Consider the following 23,070-nt stretch of genomic DNA (forward strand, 5'->3'; position numbering starts at 1 on the left):
TATCCAATGACTCAGTCCATCTGGAGCAAGTTGTTCACCGCACTGCGCGGCGGCGCCAATGAAGTCGGCGAAGCGATTGCCGACCAACAGGCCCTGCGCATCCTCGATCAGGAAATCCGTGACGCCGACAGCGCACTGTCGAACGCCCGTCGCGAATTGGTCACCATCATGGCCAAACACAAACTGGCCGCCGACCGCGTAAGCGAGTACGACGCCAAGATCAGGGATCTGGAAGCCAAAGCCGTCTCGGCGCTGAACGCCGGCCGTGAAGACCTGGCAATGGAAGTGGCCGAAGCGATTTCGACCCTGACCAACGAGCTGGATGTCGAGAAAAAGCAGAGCGACGAGTTCGGCACTTACGCCGAAAACATGCGCAAAGACATCAGCAAAGCCGAGTCGCGCATCAAGAGCCTGCGCCAACAAGTGGACATGGCCAAGGCCCGCGAAAGCGTGCAGAAAGCCCAGGTCAGCGCCTCCATCGCCAGCGGCGGCGCCAATGGCAAACTGGAAACCGCCGTCGGTACGTTGAACCGTCTGCAGGCCAAGCAGCAGCAACGCGCGGCTGAACTGAGCGCTGCCGACGAACTGGCCGACGCTTCGACCGGCAACGATCTGGAACGCAAACTGCGCGACGCCGGCATCACGCCGAACGAAGGCAGCGCCAATGCGATTCTTGAGCGTCTGAAGCAAAAGTCCGCTCAGTAAGCACTGCGCAAAAAAACCGTGGGAGCGAGCTTGCTCGCGAAAGCGGCGTATCAGTCGACATCGTTGTTGACTGATACGCCCTCTTCGCGAGCAAGCTCGCTCCCACATGGTTTGCGGCGTGTCGTTCGCCGCTGAGCCCGGTACACTAGCGACGCTTTTTCGCCGACGAACACTTCCACCCGCTTCAAGGAACGTACCCATGGGATGGTTTAAAGACTTGCTGGGCACCAGCAACTGGCAGACCGCTGCGCCAACACCGACCGTTGCCAGTGGCCCACTCGGCATGGCCCAAGGCAAGGCTGTCAGGTTCGATACGACGCTGGCGCTGTTGCTCGATGGCTCGACCACAGTGCGAGTACCCTTCGATCAGGCGATCTGGAGCCACGGCTGGGTCGACCTCGGCCAGTCCAATAAACTGCACCGCTATTACATGAACGACGAGGATTTCTGGCTGCAGATCCACGTCACCGGTGACGATCAGATCGAATCCGTCACCCTGTTCAACTACCTCAGTTACGTGACCGTCAACAGTGACGCCGAACTGCAGCGCCTGGCCGGCCCCGACAGCCAGATCGGCTTGCCCGGTTACAACCACGACGGTGTCGAATACAGCCGTGAGTGGGGCACCGAACAAGGCCAGACCGAACTTGTGCCGATGACCGAACAGGTGGTCAATCCGGACGAGAGCTACACCATCGAACATCACTCAATGCTTTATGCGCGCGAGACCGGCCTGACCGATCGCCGCGAATTGCTGCTGTTCTCCGTCGAACAGGACGAAGAAGGCACCGTCAGCCTGAGCACCTCGCTGGGCATTTCGCTGTACACGACAGATCTGAGCACCATTTAAAAAAGGAAGTTTTTCATGCTGGAAGTGCTGGCCGTTTCCCTGAACAAAACCGCACTGGTCGGTTTCGTCGTCTATCTCATCGGCGCCGTACTGCTGTTCATGCTGTTTCAATTCGTCTACACGCGCATCACCCCGCACAAGGAATTCGAGCTGATTCGCTCCGGCAACGTTGCCGCTGCCATCGCCCTGTCCGGCGCGATCATCGGCTTCGCGATTCCGGCCAGTAACGTGATTGCGTTTTCGGTCAACGTCCTCGACTTCGTACTCTGGGCAGTGATTGCCGCCGTGGTGCAACTGCTGGCATTCCTCGCCACGGGTCTAGTGCTCAAAGGCACCTCCCAGCGCATCGCCAACGGTGAAGTGGCTTCGGGTATCTATGTTGCTGCGGTCGCGATCAGCGTCGGCATGCTCAACGCCGCGTGCATGACACCGTCCAACTGATCGGCAGGAAGCCTTAGATGAAACGCAGCAAATACGTTCAGTTGTCCCTCGCCGCCTCGGTGGCCATGGCCATTTCCGGCCAGGCGGCAGCCGCAGATCAACCACGCAGTTTCCAGAATGTGGAACAGTGCGTCGACGCCGAAGTGGCCGCCGATGTCTGCTCCAACGCCTACGTCGCCGCCCTGACCGAACACCGGCGCATTGCCCCGGCGTACGACGACAAGGCCAAGTGCGACGCGGACTTTGCCGCTGACTGGTGCCAAAAGAATTCTGACGGCCGCTTCGTGCCGAAACTCGGCGGCTTCAAAGTGCCTGCGAGCGGTGAGCCGGCGCAGAACCTCGACGCCATCGCCGATGCTCAAATGCCTGCCGGTGACACGACAGCGCAGCATGTGCAAAGCACTTCGCATGTCTCCAGCGGTGGTGGCGGCGGAGGCGGAAATGGCTGGCTGACCGGTTGGCTGATCGGCAACGCGATGAGCAACAACGCCGAGCGCACGGTTTACCGCGATCGCGAAACGCGCCAGCCGTACAACACCTCGACGCAGTACCGCAGAGCCGAAACCACGACGCGCAGCCAAACGGATTACGAAAGCAGCAAAAGCAAACCGGTCAATGTGGCCTCATCGACGTCACGCGGCGGCTTCGGCAGCCAGTCCAGTGCCCGCAGCGGCTGGGGTGGTTGGGGCAGCAGTTCTGGTCGTTCGAGCAGCTGACGATGAAGAAGATCCTCTGCGCCGAGCGGCCTGACTGGAAACAGACTGCCGAAAGCCTCGGCTTCATGTTCCACACCATCGACGACGAGCCGTACTGGGACGAAAGCGCGTACTACCAGTTCACGCTCGCGCAAATCGAAAACGATCTTGAGGACCCGACCACCGAACTGCACGAGATGTGCATGGACCTGGTCGACCGCGTGGTCAACAGCGAAGAGCTGCTGGATCGCCTGAGCATCCCGACGCCGTACTACGACATGATCCGCACGTCCTGGCGGGAAGGTCATCCGCATCTGTACGGGCGCATGGACTTTTCCTACAGCGGCGACGGCCCGGCGAAATTGCTGGAACTCAACTACGACACGCCGACCAGCCTCTACGAAGCGGCGGCTTTTCAGTGGGGCTGGCTGGAACAATGCATCGAGCGCGGCACGCTGCCGCGCCATGCCGACCAGTTCAACAGCATCGACACCCAGTTGCATAAGGCCTTCGCCGAGCTGCAACTGAAGCGGCCGTTCTACTTCGCTTCGATGAGAGACTCGGTCGAGGACAAGGGCACCACGGATTACCTGCGCTTGATCGCCGAAAAGGTCGGCATCGAATCACGGCACATCGATATCGAAGACATCGGTTTGACCGCTGAAGGGCGTTTCGTCGACCTGGAAGATCGCTGGATCCCGCACCTGTTCAAGCTGCACGCCTGGGAATTCATCTTCCACGAGCCGTTCGGCGCGGCGATTGCCGAGTGCGATACGCAGTTTTTCGAACCGGCGTGGAAGGCGATCCTGTCGAACAAGGGCGCGTTGCCGCTACTGTGGGAGCTGCACCAGGGCCATCCGAATCTGCTGGCGGCGCATCTCGATCCGAATCCGGCCAGCGCCGTGCCCAAGGGATGGGTACGCAAGCCGTACTTCTCCCGCGAAGGCGCCAACATTGAGCTGCAAACGGCAGACGGTCTGATCGTCAAAGAGGATGGGCCCTACACGGATGCGCCATTTATCCTGCAGGAATTTGCACCGCTGCCGAAATTCGGCGACAGCTACACGCTGATCGGTTCCTGGGTGATTGGCGATCAGGCTGCGGGGATTGGTGTACGGGAAGACAACAGCCTGATCACCAAAGATTCCAGCCGCTTTCTGCCGCACCTGATCCTCGACTGAACCACTGATATCCCTGTGGGATTTGGGATAACCGCAGACGAAAAAAAGCCCCACAAAAAAGGCCCGTCGCTTCAGCGACGGGCCTTTTTACTTAGAACGGGTGCAGCGACAAATCAGAACGGGATATCGTCATCAAAGCTGTCGAAATCCGGAGCCGGTTGCGGTGCGGCCTGCTGTGGAGCCGGGGCCGAACGCTGCTGTGGAGCCGACTGCTGCGGACGCGGTGCCTGCTGACGTGGAGCTGGAGCCGACTGCTGGTAGTTGTTGCCACCGCCTTGTTGGTCGCCCTGTTGTGGACGGCCGCCGAGCAGTTGCATGGTGCCTTGCATGTCGACCACGATTTCGGTGGTGTAACGCTTGATACCGTCTTTTTCCCACTCGCGGGTCTGCAGCTTGCCTTCGATGTAGACCTGCGAACCTTTACGCAGGTATTCGCCAGCGATTTCAGCAACCTTGCCGAACATCGAAACACGGTGCCATTCGGTCTTCTCGACCTTCTGACCGGTTTGCTTGTCGGTCCATTGTTCGCTGGTGGCCAGACTCAGGTTGGTCACGGCGTTACCGTTAGGCAGGTAGCGAACTTCGGGATCCTGGCCGCAAGTGCCGACCAATATGACTTTGTTAACCCCACGGGCCATAACGTTCTCCTAGGCTTCGCAAGCAGCCCCGGCCGGGTTGTTCACCAGGCGTTCGAGGGTGTCGCGATCCACTAATTCTTTGTCCAGTTTGATGTAAACAGCCGCTTCGTCAGCAACTATCACTGCATCGGTTACCCCTACGAGGGCCTTGAGGCGCTCGACCAGACCCGCTTCGCGGATCGCCTCGGGCGACAACGGCAAGCGCAGGCTCGTCACGTAGGGAGGTTCACGCATGGTAACAGCAAAGGCCAACCAAAGTGCAGCCAGCCCGGCACATCCAAGGAACACAACCGACAGACCGCCATGCTGAAACAGCCAGCCGCCGAGTATCCCGCCGAGTGCCGAACCAAGGAACTGGCTGGTGGAATACACGCCCATGGCCGTGCCCTTTCCGCCCGCCGGTGAAACCTTGCTGATCAGCGACGGCAATGAAGCCTCCAGCAGATTGAACGCGGTGAAGAACACCACCGTACCAATCACCAGAGCCCGCAGGCTGTCGCCGAACTGCCAGAAGAATAGCTCAGTCAGCATCAGCGTCAGGACGGCGCCGAGCAAAACTCGTTTCATTTTGCGTTTCTTCTCGCCATAGATGATGAACGGGATCATGGCGAAGAACGAAATCAGCAGCGCGGTGAGATAGACCCACCAGTGCTGCTCCTTGGGCAAACCGGCTTTTTCGACCAGCGCCAGCGGCAGCGCGACGAAGCTCGACATCAGCATCGCATGCAACACAAAGATACCTAAATCGAGGCGCAGCAAGTCTGGATGCTTGAGCGTTGGCATCAAGGCCTGACGCGCCACGCCGGATTCACGATGCTGCAACGGCCCGGTGGAACGCGGCACCATGAACATGATGATGGCGATACCGACCAATGCCATGGCACCGGTGGCGAGGAACAGTCCGGACAGACCGAAAGCGCGGGTCAGCAAAGGCCCGACGACCATGGCCACGGCAAACGACAAACCGATGGTCATGCCGATCATCGCCATCGCTTTGGTGCGGTGCTGTTCGCGGGTCAGGTCGGAAAGCAGCGCCATGACCGCAGCGGAAATCGCCCCGGCACCTTGCAGGATCCGCCCGGCGATTACGCCCCAGATCGAATCGGCCTGAGAGGCCAGCACGCTGCCAAGCGCGAAGACGATCAGCCCGAGGTAAATCACCGGACGACGGCCAATGCGGTCGGAAATGATCCCGAACGGAATCTGGAAAATCGCTTGGGTCAGGCCGTAAGCGCCGATAGCCAAGCCGATCAGGGCCGGGGTCGCGCCCGCCAGGTCCATGCCATAGGTCGCCAGTACCGGCAACACCATGAACATGCCCAGCATACGGAAGGCGAACACCAGGGCCAGACCGCTCGCCGCGCGGGTCTCGCTGCCACTCATGCGTTCGCTGTGGGGATCGTGCATGGAAAAACCTCGTGTGAACCGGCGGCGATTCTACCAGTCCCATCGGTAGACGGGGTATATCGCGACGCTTTGACGCGTATAGATGAAACTCTCTTCATCCAGGGTAAAAAACCCTTCGTTTGATAGTGTGCATCCATCCAGTATTTGGCCGTATACTCCTACGTTTTCGACGCCCGCCGAGCGAGGCCACTTTGGACAAGATCCTGATACGTGGGGCCCGTACCCACAACCTGAAGAACATCGACCTGACCCTGCCACGGGACAAGCTGATCGTCATCACCGGCCTGTCCGGATCCGGCAAGTCGTCCCTGGCCTTCGACACACTGTACGCCGAAGGTCAGCGCCGCTATGTCGAATCGCTGTCGGCCTACGCCCGCCAGTTCCTGTCGATGATGGAAAAACCCGACGTCGACACCATCGAAGGCCTGTCGCCGGCGATCTCCATCGAACAGAAGTCGACCTCGCACAACCCGCGCTCCACGGTCGGCACCATCACTGAAATCTACGACTACCTGCGTTTGCTTTATGCGCGCGTGGGTACGCCGCGCTGCCCCGATCACGACATTCCGCTGGAAGCGCAGACCGTCAGCCAGATGGTCGACCTGGTGCTGGCGCAACCGGAAGGCAGCAAACTGATGCTACTGGCGCCGGTGATCCGCGAGCGTAAAGGTGAACACCTGTCGGTCTTCGAAGAGCTGCGCGCCCAAGGTTTCGTCCGCGCCAGGGTCAACGGCCGGATCTGCGAACTCGACGAGCTGCCGAAACTGGATAAACAGAAGAAGCACTCGATCGATGTGATCGTCGACCGCTTCAAAGTGCGCGCCGACCTGCAACAGCGTTTGGCGGAGTCCTTCGAAACCGCGCTGAAGCTGGCGGACGGTATCGCCCTGGTCGCGCCGATGGACGATGAGCCGGGCGAAGAAATGATCTTCTCCGCCCGCTTCGCTTGCCCGATCTGCGGGCATGCAATCAGCGAACTCGAACCCAAACTGTTCTCCTTCAACAACCCGGCCGGCGCCTGCCCGACGTGCGATGGTCTGGGGGTAAAGCAGTTCTTCGACATCAAGCGATTGGTCAACGGTGAGCTGACGCTGGCCGAAGGTGCGATTCGCGGCTGGGACCGGCGTAACGTCTATTACTTCCAGATGCTCGGCTCACTGGCCTCGCACTACGGCTTCAGCCTGGAAGTGCCGTTCAACGATCTGCCGGCCGATCAGCAGAAATCCATCCTGCACGGCAGCGGCTCGCAGAACGTCGACTTCAAATACCTCAACGACCGCGGCGATATCGTCAAACGTTCGCACCCGTTCGAAGGCATCGTGCCCAACCTCGAGCGTCGCTACCGCGAGACCGAGTCGGCGAGCGTGCGTGAAGAGTTGGCCAAGTTCCTCAGCACTCAGTCGTGCCCGGACTGCCGTGGCACGCGCCTGCGTCGCGAAGCGCGCCACGTGTGGGTTGGCGAGAAGACATTGCCGGCAGTGACCAATCTGCCGATCGGCGATGCTTGCGAATACTTCGGCCAACTGAAGATGACCGGCCGCCGTGGCGAGATCGCGGACAAGATTCTCAAGGAAATCCGTGAGCGTCTGCAGTTCCTCGTCAACGTCGGTCTCGATTATCTGTCGCTGGATCGCAGCGCTGACACCCTTTCCGGTGGTGAAGCACAACGTATTCGTCTGGCCAGCCAGATCGGCGCAGGCCTGGTGGGTGTTTTGTACATCCTCGACGAACCGTCCATTGGCTTGCACCAGCGTGACAATGATCGACTGCTCGGCACTCTCAAGCACCTGCGCGACATCGGTAACACGGTAATCGTGGTCGAGCACGACGAAGATGCGATTCGCTTGGCTGACTATGTCGTCGATATCGGCCCCGGCGCTGGCGTACACGGTGGGCAGATCGTTGCCGAAGGTACGCCGGCTGAAGTCATGGCGCATCCGGATTCCCTGACCGGTAAATACCTGTCGGGCCGGGTGAAGATTGAAGTGCCGGCCAAACGTACGCCACGTAACAAGAAGCTCAATCTGTCGCTGAAAGGCGCGCGCGGCAACAACCTGCGTAATGTCGACCTCGACATCCCGATTGGCTTGCTGACGTGCGTCACCGGCGTGTCCGGCTCGGGCAAATCGACGCTGATCAACAACACGCTGTTCCCGCTGAGCGCCACGGCGCTCAATGGTGCGACCACACTGGAAGCGGCTGCGCACGACAGTATCAAAGGCCTGGAGCATCTCGACAAAGTCGTCGATATCGACCAGAGCCCGATTGGCCGGACGCCGCGCTCCAACCCAGCGACGTACACGGGGCTGTTCACGCCGATCCGTGAACTGTTCGCCGGCGTGCCCGAGTCGCGCTCCCGTGGTTACGGCCCGGGACGTTTCTCGTTCAACGTCAAGGGCGGTCGTTGCGAAGCGTGCCAGGGCGATGGCCTGATCAAGGTGGAAATGCACTTTCTGCCGGACATCTACGTACCGTGCGACGTGTGCAAGAGCAAGCGTTACAACCGCGAAACCCTTGAAATCAAATACAAGGGCAAGAGCATCCACGAAACCCTCGAAATGACCATCGAGGAAGCCCGGGAGTTCTTCGACGCGGTGCCGGCACTGGCGCGCAAGCTGCAAACGTTGATGGATGTCGGCCTGTCGTACATCAAGCTCGGACAGTCGGCGACCACGTTATCCGGCGGCGAGGCACAGCGGGTCAAGCTGTCTCGCGAGCTGTCCAAGCGCGACACAGGCAAGACCCTGTATATCCTCGATGAGCCGACTACCGGTTTGCACTTCGCAGATATTCAGCAGTTGCTCGACGTCCTGCATCGCCTGCGCGACCACGGCAATACGGTGGTGGTGATCGAACACAACCTCGACGTGATCAAGACGGCCGACTGGCTGGTCGATCTCGGACCCGAGGGTGGTTCCAAAGGTGGGCAGATCATTGCCACCGGTACACCGGAAGAAGTGGCCGAGATGAAGCAATCTCATACTGGTCATTACCTCAAACCGCTGCTGATCCGCGATCGGGCGTAAACGCCAGACATGAAAAAGCCCCTGTCACTTCATCAGTGACAGGGGCTTTTTTGTATCGATTGCAATCAGGAAGTGTGAGATTGCAGGTAGTTCTCAAGGCCGATCAGCTTGATCAGGCCCAACTGCTTTTCCAGCCAGTAGGTGTGATCTTCTTCGGTGTCATTGAGCTGAACCCGCAGGATCTCGCGGCTGACATAGTCTTTGTGCTGCTCGCACAACTCGATGCCTTTACACAGGGCAGCGCGGACCTTGTACTCAAGACGCAGATCGGCTTCGAGCATCTCCGGCACCGTGGTGCCAACGTCCAAGTCATCCGGACGCATGCGCGGCGTACCTTCGAGCATCAGAATGCGGCGCATCAACGCATCAGCGTGACCTGCTTCTTCTTCCATCTCGTGATTGATTCGCTCGTAGAGCTTGGTGAACCCCCAGTCCTCATACATCCGCGAATGAACGAAATATTGGTCACGCGCGGCCAGTTCGCCGGTCAGCAACGTGTTGAGGTAATCGATAACGTCTGGGTGGCCTTGCATCGCCCTACATCTCCCTACTTGAAAGTCTGTAGTTTGAACCAAGCTGACCGGAAGGTCACCCGATTAGCGCAATAAAAGCGAAGATATTCTTAGAAAAGCAGCCTAAATAACGCAAAAACCGCCCAAATGAGGGCGGTTCTGCTTCTCGTTTAGACTTCGTTAAGCTGTACGTTGAGCAGCGTTGCGATTGCTTCTCCATACGCCGGATCGGCTTTGTAGAAATGCTGCAACTGACGATCAACGACGTCACTGGAAACACCCGACATCGCGCCAGCGATGTTGCTGACCAGCAATGCTTTCTGCTCATCGCTCATCAGACGGAACAGCGCACCGGCGTGGCTGTAGTAATCAGTGTCTTCGCGGTGATCGTAGCGATCAGCGGCACCGCTCAAGGCCAGCGCAGGTTCTGCGTAACGCGGAGCTTGTTTCGGTGCTTCGGTGTAGCTGTTCGGCTCGTAGTTAGGTGCTGCACCACCGTTACTGCCGAATGCCATCGAGCCGTCACGCTGGTAAGTGTTAACCGGGCTGCGTGGAGCATTCACCGGCAGTTGCTGGTGGTTGGTACCGACACGGTAGCGGTGCGCGTCGGCGTAAGCGAATACACGACCTTGCAGCATGCGATCTGGCGACAGACCAACACCCGGCACCATGTTGCTTGGGCCAAACGCCGCTTGCTCGACTTCAGCGAAGTAGTTCTGCGGGTTGCGATTCAGTTCCAGCTCACCGACTTCGATCAGCGGGAACTCTTTCTGCGACCAGGTTTTGGTCACGTCGAATGGGTTCTCGTAATGCGCCGCTGCTTGAGCTTCGGTCATGATCTGGATGCACACACGCCATTTCGGGAAGTCACCGCGCTCGATGGCTTCAAACAAATCACGCTGCGCGTAATCTGGATCAGTGCCTGCCAAGCGCGCTGCATCGGCCGGCGCCAGGTTCTTGATGCCTTGCTTGGTCTTGTAGTGCCATTTTACCCAGTGACGCTCGCCTTCAGCGCTGATCAGGCTGTAGGTGTGGCTGCCGAAGCCGTGCATGTGACGGTAGCCGTCCGGGATGCCTCGATCGGAGAACAGAATGGTGACCTGGTGCAGCGCTTCAGGCGAATGCGACCAGAAGTCCCACATCATCTGCGCGCTTTTGAGATTGCTTTGCGGCAGACGTTTTTGCGTATGGATAAAGTCAGGAAATTTCAGTGGATCGCGAATGAAGAACACTGGCGTGTTGTTGCCAACGATGTCCCAATTGCCTTCTTCGGTGTAGAACTTCAGCGCGAAGCCGCGTGGGTCACGCTCGGTATCCGCCGAACCACGTTCGCCGCCCACTGTGGAGAAGCGCAGGAAAGTCGGAGTTTGCTTGCCGACGGATTCGAACAGCTTGGCGCTGGTGTATTCAGTGATATCACGAGTAACGGTGAACGTGCCATAAGCACCCGAGCCCTTCGCATGTACGCGGCGTTCAGGGATGTTTTCACGGTTGAAGTGCGCGAGCTTCTCGATCAGGTGGAAATCGTCGAGCAGCAAAGGGCCACGCGGGCCGGCGGAGCGGGAATTCTGGTTATCGGCGACAGGTGCGCCACTGGCGGTCGTAAGCGTTTTGATCTGGCTCATACGGTCTTCTTCCTCTGTCAGTCTTGAAACTGCCGGCTAATCGGCTTGCTGGGAAGTATTGATCATCCATGTGACAGCCACAAATTCATTAACTTGCAGGCATCGATAGATAATTACTAATCATGTATCCCGGCACATAGTGACAACAGAACAGTGTCAGAAGCTTGTACGAACGGCGCGTTTTTCTGCGGACACAAAAAACCGGGCGCTAGGCCCGGTTCTTCGTTTCAGACTGACGTCTTACTCGGCGGATACAGCTTCGCCAGCAGTAGCACGATCAACCAACTCGACGTACGCCATAGGCGCGTTGTCGCCAGTGCGGAAACCGCACTTGAGGATGCGCAGGTAGCCACCCTCACGGGTAGCGTAACGCTTGCCCAGGTCGTTGAAGAGCTTACCAACGATAGCTTTCGAACGAGTACGGTCGAAAGCCAGACGGCGGTTAGCCAGGCTGTCTGTCTTGGCCAGAGTGATCAGCGGCTCAGCAACGCGGCGCAGTTCTTTGGCTTTTGGCAGAGTAGTTTTGATCAGCTCGTGCTCGAACAGCGACACCGCCATGTTTTGAAACATGGCCTTGCGGTGCGAGCTGGTGCGGCTCAGGTGACGACCACTTTTACGATGACGCATGGTTCATTCCTTACCAAACACTACGTTCGGTGATTACGACGATCAGGCAGTCGCCTTGTCGTCCTTCTTAAGACTTGCAGGCGGCCAGTTGTCGAGGCGCATGCCGAGGGACAGACCGCGGGAGGCCAGAACGTCCTTGATTTCAGTCAAGGATTTCTTGCCCAGGTTCGGAGTCTTCAACAGCTCCACTTCGGTGCGCTGAATCAGGTCACCGATGTAGTAGATGTTTTCCGCCTTAAGGCAGTTAGCCGAACGTACAGTCAGTTCCAGATCGTCAACCGGGCGAAGCAGGATCGGATCGATCTCGTCTTCCTGCTCGACAACCACTGGCTCACTGTCACCTTTGAGGTCGACGAACGCAGCCAACTGCTGTTGCAGAATGGTTGCAGCGCGGCGGATAGCCTCTTCAGGATCCAGAGTACCGTTGGTTTCCAGATCAATAACCAGCTTGTCCAGGTTAGTACGCTGTTCGACACGGGCGTTTTCCACCACGTATGCGATACGGCGAACCGGGCTGAACGAAGAGTCGAGCTGCAAGCGACCGATGCTGCGGCTTTCGTCTTCATCGCTCTGACGCGAGTCTGCTGGTTCATAACCACGACCACGAGCTACGGTGAGCTTCATGTTCAGGGCGCCGTTAGACGCCAGGTTAGCGATTACGTGATCGGGATTAACGATCTCGACATCATGATCCAGCTGAATATCGGCAGCGGTAACCACCCCCGAACCCTTCTTCGACAAGGTCAGCGTAACTTCGTCACGACCGTGCAGCTTGATGGCCAGACCTTTAAGGTTCAACAGGATTTCAATTACGTCTTCCTGTACACCTTCGATGGCGCTGTACTCGTGGAGCACACCGTCAATCTCGGCCTCGACTACTGCGCAGCCGGGCATTGAGGACAACAGGATGCGTCGCAGCGCGTTGCCCAGGGTGTGGCCAAAACCACGCTCGAGAGGCTCGAGAGTGATCTTGGCGCGGGTTGGACTGACAACCTGCACATCAATATGGCGGGGTGTCAGGAACTCATTTACCGAAATCTGCATGGATGCACCTATTTTCTAGCCCTTACTTGGAGTAGAGCTCGACAATCAGGCTTTCGTTGATGTCGGCGGACAGATCACTGCGAGCAGGAACGTTCTTGAAAACGCCCGACTTCTTCTCAGTGTCTACTTCTACCCATTCTACGCGGCCACGTTGGGCACACAGATCGAGAGCTTGGACAATGCGAAGTTGGTTTTTTGCTTTCTCGCGAACTGCAACCACGTCACCAGCACGAACCTGATACGACGGAACGTTTACGGTCTGACCGTTAACGCTGATCGACTTGTGCGATACCAGTTGACGGGATTCGGCACGAGTCGAACCAAAGCCCATACGGTATACAACGTTGTCCAGACGGCATTCGAGCAGTTGCAGCAGGTTTTCACCGGTTGCACCTTTCTTGCCAGCAGCTTCTTTGTAGTAGCCGCTGAACTGACGCTCGAGAACGCCGTAGATACGACGGACCTTCTGCTTTTCACGCAGTTGGGTGCCGTAGTCGGACTGGCGACCGCGGCGTTGGCCGTGGATACCAGGTGCTGCTTCAATGTTGCACTTCGATTCGATCGCGCGCACGCCGCTCTTCAGGAAGAGATCGGTGCCTTCGCGACGAGCGAGTTTGCATTTTGGACCAATGTAACGAGCCATTCTTTACAATCTCCTGGATTACACGCGGCGCTTCTTCGGCGGACGGCACCCGTTGTGCGGGATTGGCGTCACGTCGGTGATGCTGGCGATCTTGTAGCCACAGCCGTTCAAAGCGCGGACTGCGGATTCACGACCTGGACCTGGACCTTTGACGTTGACGTCGAGGTTTTTCAGGCCATATTCCAGCGCAGCTTGACCAGCACGTTCAGCAGCTACTTGAGCAGCAAACGGGGTGGACTTGCGGGAACCGCGGAAACCCGAACCACCAGAGGTAGCCCAAGAAAGCGCGTTACCTTGACGGTCGGTGATGGTCACGATTGTGTTGTTAAAAGAAGCATGGATGTGGGCGATGCCATCAACCACTGTCTTTTTAACTTTTTTACGAGGACGAGCAGCAGGTTTTGCCATGATTAATTTCCTGTCGATTCGCGTGGGCGATTACTTGCGGATCGGCTTACGCGGACCTTTACGGGTACGCGCGTTAGTCTTGGTACGCTGACCGCGTACTGGAAGACCACGACGATGACGCAGACCACGGTAGCAACCGAGGTCCATCAAACGCTTGATTTTCATGTTGATTTCGCGACGCAGGTCACCTTCAGTGGTGAACTTCGCCACTTCGCCACGCAATTGCTCAATCTGCTCGTCGCTCAGATCTTTGATCTTTGCGGCTGGGTTTACCCCAGTCTCTGCGCAAATTTTCTGCGCAGTAGTGCGACCAACACCATAGATGTAGGTCAGCGAGATAACAGTGTGCTTGTTATCTGGAATGTTAACGCCTGCAATACGGGCCATTCAGTGGGACTCCAATTGACAGCTACCTACGCCCCGGAAGCCAAGAAATAGGGCGCGAGATAATATCGCTGTAATAACAAATAATCAACCCGGCAGCGCACTAGCTGCCGGGCTTCAAGCGGATCACACTCAGCCTTGGCGCTGTTTGTGACGCGGTTCCGCGCTGCAAATTACTCGAACAACACCTTCGCGGCGAATAATCTTGCAGTTACGGCACAGCTTTTTCACCGATGCACGAACTTTCATCACCAACTCCTCGAACCTTATGGGTACTCAGCGCAACATGCCGCTGCCGTAACCCTTCAGGTTGGCTTTCTTCATCAGGGATTCGTACTGGTGCGAAACGAGGTGCGATTGTACTTGGGACATGAAGTCCATCACAACCACGACCACGATCAGCAACGAGGTCCCGCCAAGGTAGAACGGAACGTTTGCTGCAACCACCAGGAACTGGGGCAACAGGCACACGGCCGTCATGTAAAGAGCACCGAACATGGTCAAGCGGGTCAGAACGCCATCAATGTAGCGCGCAGACTGCTCACCTGGACGGATGCCCGGAATAAAGGCACCGGACTTCTTCAGGTTTTCCGCTACGTCTTTCGGATTGAACATCAACGCCGTATAGAAGAAGCAGAAGAAAATAATCCCTGCACTAAACAGCAGAATATTCAACGGCTGACCAGGAGCGATCGACTGCGAGATGTCCTGCAACCAGCCCATACCTTCAGACTGACCAAACCAGGCACCCAGCGAAGCCGGGAACAGCAAAATGCTGCTCGCGAAAATAGCCGGAATAACACCGGCCATGTTCACCTTCAGCGGCAAGTGGCTTGTCTGCGCAGCAAAAACCTTGCGGCCCTGCTGACGCTTGGCGTAGTGAACAGCGATACGACGCTGACCACGCTCAATGAACACCACAAAACCGATAATCGCTACTGCCAGCAAACCGATGGCAACCAAGGCGAAGATGTTGATATCACCCTGACGCGCAGACTCGAAAGACTGCCCGATTGCTCTCGGAAGACCGGCGACGATACCCGAAAAAATCAACATCGAGATACCGTTACCTACACCACGCTCAGTAATCTGCTCACCCAGCCACATCATGAACATCGCACCAGCCACAAAAGTGGATACCGCGACGAAATGGAAGCCAAAGTCACCAGTGAACGCAACGCCCTGCCCCGCCAGACCAATGGACATGCCAATAGCCTGAACGAGAGCGAGGACGACGGTGCCGTAGCGGGTGTACTGGCTGATCTTGCGACGGCCAGCTTCACCTTCCTTCTTCAACTGCTCCAGCTGCGGGCTGACGGCGGTCATCAGTTGCATGATGATCGATGCCGAAATGTACGGCATGATCCCCAGTGCAAAGATGCTCATCCGTTCCAGCGCGCCGCCGGAGAACATGTTGAACAAGCTAAGAATGGTCCCCTCATTCTGTCGAAACAGGTCTGCGAGTCGGTCCGGGTTGATACCTGGAACCGGGATGTGTGCGCCTATTCGGTAGACGATAATCGCCAGGAACAGAAAACGCAGACGAGCCCAGAGTTCAGACATACCGCCTTTGCCGAGCGCAGAGAGAGCACCTTGCTTAGCCATTTATTCCTCGAACTTGCCGCCAGCTGCTTCGATAGCCGCACGCGCACCTTTGGTGGCGCCGATTCCCTTGCCGATAGTGACAGCGCGAGTCACTTCACCGGACAGCATGATTTTCACACGCTGTACGTTGACGTTGATCACGTTGGCATCTTTCAGGGACTGCACGGTGACGATGTCGCCTTCCACTTTAGCCAACTCGGACAAACGCACTTCTGCGCGATCCATGGCTTTCAGGGAAACGAAACCGAACTTCGGCAGGCGACGATGCAGCGGCTGTTGACCGCCTTCAAAGCCTGGAGCGATGGTGCCACCGGAGCGGGAGGTCTGACCTTTGTGACCACGGCCACCAGTCTTACCCAAACCGCTACCGATACCACGGCCCGGACGATGCTTTTCGCGACGGGAACCCGGCGCTGGACTCAGATCATTGAGTTTCATCGATTAACCCTCGACACGCAGCATGTAGTAAGCCTTGTTGATCATCCCGCGATTCTCGGGAGTATCCTGGACTTCTACAGTGTGACCGATGCGACGCAGACCCAGACCCTTAACGCACAGTTTGTGGTTAGGGATGCGGCCGGTCATGCTTTTGATCAGCGTTACTTTAACGGTAGCCATGATCAGAAGATCTCCTTGACGCTTTTGCCACGCTTGGCGGCAATGGATTCAGGAGACTGCATAGCTTTCAAACCTTTGAAAGTGGCGTGAACCACGTTTACCGGGTTAGTCGAGCCGTAGCACTTGGCCAGAACGTTCTGAACACCAGCAACCTCGAGGACAGCACGCATAGCGCCGCCAGCGATGATACCGGTACCTTCAGAAGCAGGCTGCATGTACACCTTCGAAGCGCCGTGAGCGGACTTCATTGCGTACTGCAGAGTGGTGCCGTTCAGATCAACTTGGATCATGTTGCGGCGAGCAGCTTCCATTGCCTTCTGGATCGCAGCAGGCACTTCACGCGACTTGCCACGGCCGAAGCCAACACGCCCTTTACCATCACCAACCACGGTCAACGCGGTGAAAGTGAAGATACGGCCGCCTTTAACGGTTTTGGCTACGCGGTTAACTTGAACCAGCTTCTCAATGTAGCCTTCGTCGCGCTTTTGGTCGTTATTTGACATAACTTAGAACTCCAGCCCAGCTTCACGAGCAGCATCAGCCAGCGCTTTAACGCGGCCGTGGTACTTGAAGCCAGAGCGGTCGAAAGCCACTTGCGAGACGCCAGCGGCCTTAGCACGCGTAGCGACCAGCTGGCCAACCTTTGTGGCCGCGTCGATGTTGCCAGTGGCGCCATCACGCAGTTCTTTATCCAAAGTCGAGGCGCTTGCCAGGACTTTGTTGCCGTCGGCCGAGATGACCTGGGCGTAGATGTGCTGCGACGAGCGGAACACGCAGAGACGCACGACTTCGAGTTCGTGCATTTTCAGGCGTGCTTTGCGAGCGCGACGCAGTCGAGTAACTTTTTTGTCGGTCATTTGCTATGCCCTACTTCTTCTTGGCTTCTTTACGACGGACGACTTCGTCCGCGTAGCGCACACCTTTGCCTTTGTACGGCTCTGGTGGACGGAAGTCGCGGATCTCAGCGGCCACTTGACCTACCAGCTGCTTATCGATGCCCTTGATCAGGATATCGGTCTGGCTAGGAGTCTCAGCGGTGATGCCTTCCGGCAGTTCGTAATCCACTGGGTGCGAGAAGCCAAGGGCCAGGTTCAAAACCGTGCCTTTTGCTTGCGCCTTGTAACCAACACCGACCAGCTGGAGCTTGCGCTCGAAGCCTTGGCTTACGCCTTGGACCATGTTGTTTACCAACGCACGCGTGGTACCGGCCATTGCGCGAGTTTGTTGATCGCCATTGCGAGCAGCGAAACGCAGCTCACCAGCTTCTTCAACGATCTCAACGGACGAATGGATGTTCAGTTCAAGAGTACCCTTGGCACCCTTCACCGAAAGCTGTTGGCCTGCGAATTTTACTTCGACACCGGCTGGCAGCTTAACGGGGTTCTTAGCGACGCGAGACATGCTTATCCCCCCTTAGAACACAGTGCAAAGAACTTCGCCGCCGACACCGGCAGCGCGCGCAGCACGATCCGTCATCACACCTTTGTTGGTGGAGACGATAGACACGCCAAGACCGCCACGAACTTTCGGCAGATCTTCAACGGACTTGTACTGACGCAGGCCTGGACGACTAACGCGCTTCACTTCTTCGATAACCGGACGGCCTTCGAAGTACTTCAGCTCGATGGACAACGACGGCTTAGCGTCGGTGGTGATCTGAAAATCCGCGATGTAACCTTCGTCCTTCAGGACTTTTGCTACAGCCACCTTCAGCGTGGAAGACGGCATGCTTACGACAGACTTTTCAGCCATCTGGGCATTACGGATTCGAGTTAGCATGTCCGCTAACGGGTCCTGCATACTCATGGGCTAGACGCTCCTAATACAGAAAAATTAGCCTTGCGGCTACTACTTGTCGCCGAGAACTTCCGGGCATGAAAAACACGGGCTCAGGCGAGCCGGTCATTCTAGACACACCCCAGAAATGAATCAAGCCCCAAAAGGGGCTTGATTCAGATTCAAGGCCACCGATGGTCAGGTTCTTGCGAACCCGAACATCGAGACTTTGACAACAATTACCAGCTGGCTTTAACCAGACCTGGTACGTCACCACGCATTGCAGCTTCACGCAGCTTGTTACGGCCGAGGCCGAACTTGCGGTAAACGCCGTGCGGACGACCAGTCAGGCGGCAACGGTTACGCATGCGCGCAGCGCTTGCGTCACGTGGTTGCTTCTGCAGAGCTACGGTAGCTTCCCAACGCGCTTCTGGACTTGCGTTCAGATCGACGATGATAGCTTTCAGCGCTGCACGCTTGGTGGCGTACTTGGCAACAGTGAGCTGACGCTTCAGCTCACGGTTCTTCATGCTCTTCTTGGCCATTTTCCTACTCCAATCAGTTGCGGAACGGGAATTTGAAAGCACGCAGCAGAGCGCGGCCTTCATCATCGTTCTTGGCAGTGGTGGTCAGGGTAATGTCCAGACCGCGGAGAGCATCGATCTTGTCGTAGTCGATTTCCGGGAAAATGATCTGCTCTTTTACGCCCATGCTGTAGTTACCACGACCATCAAAGGACTTGGCATTCAGGCCGCGGAAGTCGCGAACCCGAGGCAGGGAGATCGACAGCAGACGATCCAGGAACTCATACATACGCTCACGGCGCAGGGTCACCTTGACGCCGATCGGCCATCCTTCACGGACTTTAAAGCCAGCGATGGATTTACGAGCGTAGGTCACAACGACTTTTTGGCCGGTGATCTTTTCCAGGTCAGCAACAGCATGCTCGATGACTTTCTTGTCACCAACAGCTTCGCCCAGACCCATGTTCAGGGTGATTTTTGTAACGCGTGGAACTTCCATCACGTTCGAAAGCTTAAGTTCTTCCTTAAGCTTCGGTGCGATTTCCTTCCAGTAAATCTCTTTTAGTCGTGCCATGGTCTTCTACCTAGCAGTGTTCAAGCATCAACCGCTTTTTGGGTCGACTTGAAGACACGAATTTTCTTGCCGTCTTCTACTTTGAAACCAACGCGGTCAGCCTTGTTGGTTTCGCCGTTGAAAATGGCGACGTTAGAAGCGTCCAGTGGAGCTTCTTTTTCGACGATACCGCCTTGCACGCCCGACATCGGGTTAGGCTTGGTATGACGCTTAACCAGGTTCAGACCACCAATAACCAGACGGTTATTAGCAAGAACCTTAAGCACCTTACCGCGCTTACCTTTGTCTTTGCCGGCGATCACGATGATCTCGTCGTCACGACGAATCTTTTGCATGTCGGATCTCCTTACAGCACTTCTGGGGCGAGCGAGACGATCTTCATGAACTTCTCAGTACGAAGTTCACGGGTCACTGGCCCAAAGATACGGGTGCCGATCGGCTCTTGCTTGTTGTTCAGAAGAACAGCAGCGTTGCCATCAAAGCGGATAATGGAGCCATCAGCACGACGTACGCCGTGACGAGTGCGGACTACAACAGCAGTCATCACTTGGCCTTTTTTCACTTTACCGCGAGGAATTGCTTCCTTCACGGTAACTTTGATGATGTCACCGATACCAGCGTAACGACGATGGGAGCCACCCAGCACCTTGATGCACATAACGCGGCGAGCGCCGCTGTTATCGGCCACATCGAGCATGGATTGAGTCTGAATCATATAATTTCTCCGACCCCTAGTCCTTAGACTTCCACAGCGCGTTCGAGAACATCAACCAGCGCCCAAGACTTGGTCTTGGCCAAAGGACGAGTTTCACGAATAGTGACTTTGTCGCCGATGTGGCACTGATTGGTTTCGTCGTGCGCGTGCAGCTTAGTCGAACGCTTAACGTATTTACCGTAGATCGGGTGCTTAACGCGACGCTCGATCAGTACGGTGATGGTTTTGTCCATCTTGTCGCTGACAACACGGCCAGTCAGCGTACGGACAGTTTTTTCGGCTTCAGCCATGATTACTTACCTGCCTGCTGGTTGAGCACAGTCTTCACGCGAGCGATGTCACGCTTAACTTGCGAGAGCAGATGAGACTGCCCCAACTGGCCAGTTGCTTTCTGCATACGCAGATTGAACTGGTCGCGCAGCAAGCCGAGCAGTTGCTCGTTCAGCTGCTGTGCGGATTTTTCACGAAGTTCATTCGCTTTCATCACATCACCGTCCGTTTAACAAAGGCGGTGGCGAGCGGCAGCTTTGCAGCAGCCAGGGCAAAAGCCTCACGCGCCAGCTCTTCAGAAACACCCTCGATTTCATACAGGACTTTGCCTGGCTGAATCTGGGCAACCCAGTACTCCACACTACCCTTACCTTTACCCATCCGAACTTCGAGTGGCTTCTTGGAAATAGGCTTGTCCGGGAATACACGGATCCAGATCTTGCCGCCACGTTTAACGTGACGGGTCAGAGCACGACGCGCTGACTCGATCTGACGAGCGGTGAGACGACCACGAGCTACAGACTTCAGCGCGAACTCGCCGAAGCTGACTTTGCTACCGCGCTGAGCCAGACCACGGTTGTGGCCTGTCATCTGCTTGCGGAACTTCGTACGCTTAGGTTGCAACATTTGGCGTACCCCTTACTTAGCAGCTTTTTTACGAGGCGCTGGTGCTTGTGGTTTCAGCTCTTCTTGGCGACCACCAATTACTTCGCCTTTGAAGATCCAAACCTTTACACCGATCACACCATAAGTGGTGTGAGCTTCGTAGTTGGCATAGTCGATGTCGGCACGCAGGGTGTGCAATGGCACACGACCTTCGCGATACCATTCAGTACGTGCGATTTCAGCACCGCCGAGACGACCGCTCACTTGGATTTTGATGCCTTTGGCACCAATGCGCATGGCGTTCTGAACGGCGCGCTTCATAGCGCGACGGAACATTACACGACGCTCCAGCTGCTGAGCTACGCTCTGCGCAACCAGCATACCGTCGAGTTCCGGCTTGCGGATCTCTTCGATATTGATGTGCACAGGCACACCCATTTGCTTGGTCAGGTCCTGACGCAGTTTCTCAACATCTTCACCTTTCTTCCCGATAACGATACCTGGGCGAGCGGTGTGGATGGTGATACGTGCAGTTTGGGCCGGACGATGGATATCGATACGGCTTACGGACGCGCTTTTTAGTTTGTCTTGGAGATACTCACGCACTTTCAGATCTGCGAACAAATAGTCCGCATAAGTCCGACCGTCTGCGTACCAGACGGAGGTGTGCTCCTTGACGATTCCCAGGCGAATGCCAATGGGATGTACTTTCTGACCCATCTCTTCGACTCCGTTACTTGTCAGCAACCTTGACAGTGATATGGCAAGACCGCTTGACGATGCGATCAGCACGGCCTTTGGCACGTGGCATGATGCGCTTCAGCGAACGCCCTTCGTTGACGAAAACGGTGCTGACCTTCAGGTCATCAACGTCTGCGCCTTCGTTATGCTCGGCGTTGGCTACGGCCGACTCCAGCACTTTCTTCATGATCTCGGCGGCTTTCTTACTGCTGAAAGCCAACAAGTTGAGCGCTTCGCCCACCTTCTTCCCGCGGATCTGGTCGGCGACCAAGCGGGCTTTCTGGGCGGAGATTCGAGCGCCCGACAACTTAGCGGCTACTTCCATTTCCTAACCCCTTAACGCTTGGCTTTCTTGTCAGCCACGTGCCCACGATAAGTGCGGGTACCGGCGAACTCGCCCAGTTTATGGCCGACCATGTCTTCGTTCACGAGAACTGGGACGTGCTGACGACCGTTATGTACGGCGATGGTCAGACCGACCATCTGTGGCAGGATCATCGAACGACGCGACCAAGTCTTAATTGGTTTGCGATCGTTCTTTTCCGCCGCCACTTCGATCTTCTTCAGTAGGTGAAGATCAATAAAAGGACCTTTTTTCAGAGAACGTGGCACTGTCGTATCCCTCTATTTACTTGCGACGACGGACGATCATTTTGTCGGTACGCTTATTACCACGAGTCTTCGCGCCCTTAGTCGGGAAGCCCCATGGCGATACCGGATGACGACCACCAGAGGTACGACCTTCACCACCACCATGTGGGTGGTCAACCGGGTTCATGGCAACACCACGAACGGTTGGGCGAACGCCACGCCAGCGTTTGGCACCAGCTTTACCCAGCGAACGCAGGCTATGCTCGGAGTTCGAGACTTCGCCCAGGGTCGCACGGCATTCAGCCAGGACTTTACGCATTTCACCGGAACGCAGACGCAGGGTAACGTACACACCTTCACGAGCGATCAGCTGAGCCGAAGCACCAGCGGAACGAGCGATCTGTGCGCCTTTACCTGGCTTCAGTTCGATGCCGTGTACAGTAGAACCCACTGGAATGTTGCGCAGTTGCAGAGCGTTGCCTGGCTTGATTGGAGCCAGAGCGCCTGCGATCAGCTGGTCGCCAGCACTCACGCCTTTAGGGGCGATGATGTAGCGGCGCTCGCCGTCTGCGTAGCAGAGCAGTGCGATGTGAGCAGTACGGTTTGGATCGTATTCGATACGCTCAACAGTGGCGACGATGCCATCTTTGTCGTTGCGACGGAAATCGACCATACGATAATGCTGCTTATGACCACCACCGATGTGACGCGTGGTAATACGGCCATTGTTGTTACGACCACCAGTCTTCGATTTTTTCTCGAGCAGCGGTGCGTGAGGAGCGCCTTTATGCAGCTCCTGGTTGACCACCTTGACCACAAAACGGCGGCCAGGGGAAGTCGGTTTGCATTTAACGATTGCCATGA

34 protein-coding genes are annotated in these 23,070 nt (G+C 56.7%); 6 read left to right on the forward strand and 28 right to left on the reverse strand.

Annotated features, from left to right (window positions below):
• Positions 1 to 6 precede the first annotated feature (6 nt).
• The 5 genes from ACM6JQ_RS29260 (at position 7) to ACM6JQ_RS29280 (ending at position 3,872) form a co-directional block, all read left to right on the forward strand.
• Complete coding sequence (locus tag ACM6JQ_RS29260; protein WP_123375840.1) at positions 7 to 705, forward strand: PspA/IM30 family protein; 699 nt, start codon at positions 7 to 9, stop codon at positions 703 to 705.
• A 199-nt stretch (positions 706 to 904) separates the two neighbouring features.
• Entirely contained in the window at positions 905 to 1,555 is a 651-nt protein-coding gene (locus ACM6JQ_RS29265; protein ID WP_007917219.1) for a DUF2491 family protein, read from the forward strand.
• Positions 1,556 to 1,570: 15 nt separating this feature from the next.
• Positions 1,571 to 1,996: a DUF350 domain-containing protein gene (locus ACM6JQ_RS29270; protein WP_007917221.1), complete on the forward strand. Its 426-nt coding sequence runs from the start codon at positions 1,571 to 1,573 to the stop codon at positions 1,994 to 1,996.
• A gap of 17 nt (positions 1,997 to 2,013) precedes the next feature.
• Positions 2,014 to 2,712 carry a DUF1190 domain-containing protein gene (locus tag ACM6JQ_RS29275; RefSeq protein ID WP_095114417.1) on the forward strand — a complete coding sequence of 233 codons (699 nt, stop codon included), beginning with the start codon at positions 2,014 to 2,016 and terminating at the stop codon, positions 2,710 to 2,712.
• A gap of 2 nt (positions 2,713 to 2,714) precedes the next feature.
• Positions 2,715 to 3,872 (forward strand): glutathionylspermidine synthase family protein, encoded by a 1,158-nt coding sequence (locus ACM6JQ_RS29280; RefSeq protein WP_007917223.1) that lies wholly within the window; start codon positions 2,715 to 2,717, stop codon positions 3,870 to 3,872.
• 113 nt (positions 3,873 to 3,985) lie between these two features.
• On the opposite strand, the gene ACM6JQ_RS29285 is transcribed toward ACM6JQ_RS29280, so the two are convergent.
• Positions 3,986 to 4,510 (reverse strand): single-stranded DNA-binding protein, encoded by a 525-nt coding sequence (locus ACM6JQ_RS29285; RefSeq protein ID WP_008081898.1) that lies wholly within the window; start codon positions 4,508 to 4,510, stop codon positions 3,986 to 3,988.
• A 9-nt stretch (positions 4,511 to 4,519) separates the two neighbouring features.
• Positions 4,520 to 5,917 (reverse strand): MFS transporter, encoded by a 1,398-nt coding sequence (locus ACM6JQ_RS29290; protein WP_007950096.1) that lies wholly within the window; start codon positions 5,915 to 5,917, stop codon positions 4,520 to 4,522.
• Between the two features lie 191 nt (positions 5,918 to 6,108).
• On the opposite strand from ACM6JQ_RS29290, the gene uvrA reads away from it, so the two are divergent.
• Positions 6,109 to 8,943, forward strand: a complete 2,835-nt coding sequence (uvrA, locus tag ACM6JQ_RS29295; RefSeq protein WP_007918441.1) for an excinuclease ABC subunit UvrA — start codon at positions 6,109 to 6,111, stop codon at positions 8,941 to 8,943.
• A 65-nt stretch (positions 8,944 to 9,008) separates the two neighbouring features.
• Here the strand turns inward: uvrA and bfr are convergent, their stop codons facing one another.
• The 26 genes from bfr to rplB all read right to left on the reverse strand — a co-directional run bounded on the left by bfr (position 9,009) and on the right by rplB (position 23,068).
• Positions 9,009 to 9,476, reverse strand: coding sequence for a bacterioferritin (gene bfr, locus ACM6JQ_RS29300; protein ID WP_007918444.1), 468 nt, complete (start codon positions 9,474 to 9,476; stop codon positions 9,009 to 9,011).
• Between the two features lie 149 nt (positions 9,477 to 9,625).
• On the reverse strand, positions 9,626 to 11,080 hold the full coding sequence (locus ACM6JQ_RS29305; RefSeq protein WP_007918446.1) for a catalase: 1,455 nt from the start codon (positions 11,078 to 11,080) through the stop codon (positions 9,626 to 9,628).
• 240 nt (positions 11,081 to 11,320) lie between these two features.
• Entirely contained in the window at positions 11,321 to 11,707 is a 387-nt protein-coding gene (gene rplQ / locus ACM6JQ_RS29310; protein ID WP_007918448.1) for a 50S ribosomal protein L17, read from the reverse strand.
• Positions 11,708 to 11,749: 42 nt separating this feature from the next.
• Positions 11,750 to 12,751, reverse strand: a complete 1,002-nt coding sequence (locus ACM6JQ_RS29315) for a DNA-directed RNA polymerase subunit alpha (protein ID WP_003186012.1) — start codon at positions 12,749 to 12,751, stop codon at positions 11,750 to 11,752.
• Between the two features lie 22 nt (positions 12,752 to 12,773).
• Positions 12,774 to 13,394: a 30S ribosomal protein S4 gene (gene rpsD, locus ACM6JQ_RS29320; protein WP_003176404.1), complete on the reverse strand. Its 621-nt coding sequence runs from the start codon at positions 13,392 to 13,394 to the stop codon at positions 12,774 to 12,776.
• 18 nt (positions 13,395 to 13,412) lie between these two features.
• Positions 13,413 to 13,802: a 30S ribosomal protein S11 gene (rpsK, locus tag ACM6JQ_RS29325; RefSeq protein WP_002555466.1), complete on the reverse strand. Its 390-nt coding sequence runs from the start codon at positions 13,800 to 13,802 to the stop codon at positions 13,413 to 13,415.
• Positions 13,803 to 13,832: 30 nt separating this feature from the next.
• A complete protein-coding gene (gene rpsM, locus ACM6JQ_RS29330; RefSeq protein WP_009045849.1) occupies positions 13,833 to 14,189 on the reverse strand; it encodes a 30S ribosomal protein S13 in 357 nt (118 codons plus the stop codon).
• A 129-nt stretch (positions 14,190 to 14,318) separates the two neighbouring features.
• Positions 14,319 to 14,435 (reverse strand): 50S ribosomal protein L36, encoded by a 117-nt coding sequence (gene rpmJ / locus ACM6JQ_RS29335; RefSeq protein WP_002555468.1) that lies wholly within the window; start codon positions 14,433 to 14,435, stop codon positions 14,319 to 14,321.
• A gap of 27 nt (positions 14,436 to 14,462) precedes the next feature.
• Positions 14,463 to 15,791, reverse strand: coding sequence for a preprotein translocase subunit SecY (gene secY / locus ACM6JQ_RS29340; protein WP_003228718.1), 1,329 nt, complete (start codon positions 15,789 to 15,791; stop codon positions 14,463 to 14,465).
• Positions 15,792 to 16,229, reverse strand: coding sequence for a 50S ribosomal protein L15 (gene rplO / locus ACM6JQ_RS29345; RefSeq protein ID WP_003228720.1), 438 nt, complete (start codon positions 16,227 to 16,229; stop codon positions 15,792 to 15,794).
• Positions 16,230 to 16,232: 3 nt separating this feature from the next.
• Positions 16,233 to 16,409, reverse strand: coding sequence for a 50S ribosomal protein L30 (gene rpmD / locus ACM6JQ_RS29350; RefSeq protein WP_003176408.1), 177 nt, complete (start codon positions 16,407 to 16,409; stop codon positions 16,233 to 16,235).
• 2 nt (positions 16,410 to 16,411) lie between these two features.
• Complete coding sequence (gene rpsE, locus ACM6JQ_RS29355) at positions 16,412 to 16,912, reverse strand: 30S ribosomal protein S5 (RefSeq protein ID WP_003186035.1); 501 nt, start codon at positions 16,910 to 16,912, stop codon at positions 16,412 to 16,414.
• A gap of 3 nt (positions 16,913 to 16,915) precedes the next feature.
• Positions 16,916 to 17,266 carry a 50S ribosomal protein L18 gene (gene rplR / locus ACM6JQ_RS29360; RefSeq protein ID WP_003186037.1) on the reverse strand — a complete coding sequence of 117 codons (351 nt, stop codon included), beginning with the start codon at positions 17,264 to 17,266 and terminating at the stop codon, positions 16,916 to 16,918.
• A gap of 10 nt (positions 17,267 to 17,276) precedes the next feature.
• Complete coding sequence (rplF, locus tag ACM6JQ_RS29365; RefSeq protein WP_003176412.1) at positions 17,277 to 17,810, reverse strand: 50S ribosomal protein L6; 534 nt, start codon at positions 17,808 to 17,810, stop codon at positions 17,277 to 17,279.
• A gap of 12 nt (positions 17,811 to 17,822) precedes the next feature.
• Positions 17,823 to 18,215, reverse strand: coding sequence for a 30S ribosomal protein S8 (rpsH, locus tag ACM6JQ_RS29370; RefSeq protein WP_007918458.1), 393 nt, complete (start codon positions 18,213 to 18,215; stop codon positions 17,823 to 17,825).
• Positions 18,216 to 18,424: 209 nt separating this feature from the next.
• A complete protein-coding gene (gene rpsN, locus ACM6JQ_RS29375; protein ID WP_007918460.1) occupies positions 18,425 to 18,730 on the reverse strand; it encodes a 30S ribosomal protein S14 in 306 nt (101 codons plus the stop codon).
• 13 nt (positions 18,731 to 18,743) lie between these two features.
• On the reverse strand, positions 18,744 to 19,283 hold the full coding sequence (gene rplE, locus ACM6JQ_RS29380; RefSeq protein ID WP_003176415.1) for a 50S ribosomal protein L5: 540 nt from the start codon (positions 19,281 to 19,283) through the stop codon (positions 18,744 to 18,746).
• A gap of 20 nt (positions 19,284 to 19,303) precedes the next feature.
• Positions 19,304 to 19,618: a 50S ribosomal protein L24 gene (gene rplX, locus ACM6JQ_RS29385; protein ID WP_003176416.1), complete on the reverse strand. Its 315-nt coding sequence runs from the start codon at positions 19,616 to 19,618 to the stop codon at positions 19,304 to 19,306.
• Positions 19,619 to 19,629: 11 nt separating this feature from the next.
• A complete protein-coding gene (rplN, locus tag ACM6JQ_RS29390; protein WP_002555479.1) occupies positions 19,630 to 19,998 on the reverse strand; it encodes a 50S ribosomal protein L14 in 369 nt (122 codons plus the stop codon).
• 23 nt (positions 19,999 to 20,021) lie between these two features.
• Positions 20,022 to 20,288: a 30S ribosomal protein S17 gene (gene rpsQ / locus ACM6JQ_RS29395; RefSeq protein ID WP_003176419.1), complete on the reverse strand. Its 267-nt coding sequence runs from the start codon at positions 20,286 to 20,288 to the stop codon at positions 20,022 to 20,024.
• Between the two features lie 2 nt (positions 20,289 to 20,290).
• On the reverse strand, positions 20,291 to 20,482 hold the full coding sequence (rpmC, locus tag ACM6JQ_RS29400) for a 50S ribosomal protein L29 (protein ID WP_002555481.1): 192 nt from the start codon (positions 20,480 to 20,482) through the stop codon (positions 20,291 to 20,293).
• The gene (rplP, locus tag ACM6JQ_RS29405) at positions 20,482 to 20,895 is read right to left on the reverse strand and encodes a 50S ribosomal protein L16 (protein ID WP_007896757.1); all 414 of its coding nucleotides are present in this window, start codon (positions 20,893 to 20,895) and stop codon (positions 20,482 to 20,484) included. Before rplP ends, rpmC begins: the two co-directional genes overlap by 1 nt.
• A gap of 12 nt (positions 20,896 to 20,907) precedes the next feature.
• A complete protein-coding gene (gene rpsC / locus ACM6JQ_RS29410; RefSeq protein WP_003176422.1) occupies positions 20,908 to 21,594 on the reverse strand; it encodes a 30S ribosomal protein S3 in 687 nt (228 codons plus the stop codon).
• Positions 21,595 to 21,607: 13 nt separating this feature from the next.
• The gene (gene rplV / locus ACM6JQ_RS29415; RefSeq protein WP_003103908.1) at positions 21,608 to 21,940 is read right to left on the reverse strand and encodes a 50S ribosomal protein L22; all 333 of its coding nucleotides are present in this window, start codon (positions 21,938 to 21,940) and stop codon (positions 21,608 to 21,610) included.
• An 11-nt stretch (positions 21,941 to 21,951) separates the two neighbouring features.
• Positions 21,952 to 22,227: a 30S ribosomal protein S19 gene (rpsS, locus tag ACM6JQ_RS29420; RefSeq protein WP_003228731.1), complete on the reverse strand. Its 276-nt coding sequence runs from the start codon at positions 22,225 to 22,227 to the stop codon at positions 21,952 to 21,954.
• 16 nt (positions 22,228 to 22,243) lie between these two features.
• A complete protein-coding gene (gene rplB, locus ACM6JQ_RS29425) occupies positions 22,244 to 23,068 on the reverse strand; it encodes a 50S ribosomal protein L2 (RefSeq protein WP_003228734.1) in 825 nt (274 codons plus the stop codon).
• Positions 23,069 to 23,070: the final 2 nt, after the last annotated feature.

The sequence above is a fragment of the Pseudomonas sp. IT-232MI5 genome (assembly GCF_949767845.1).
Classification (GTDB): domain Bacteria; phylum Pseudomonadota; class Gammaproteobacteria; order Pseudomonadales; family Pseudomonadaceae; genus Aquipseudomonas.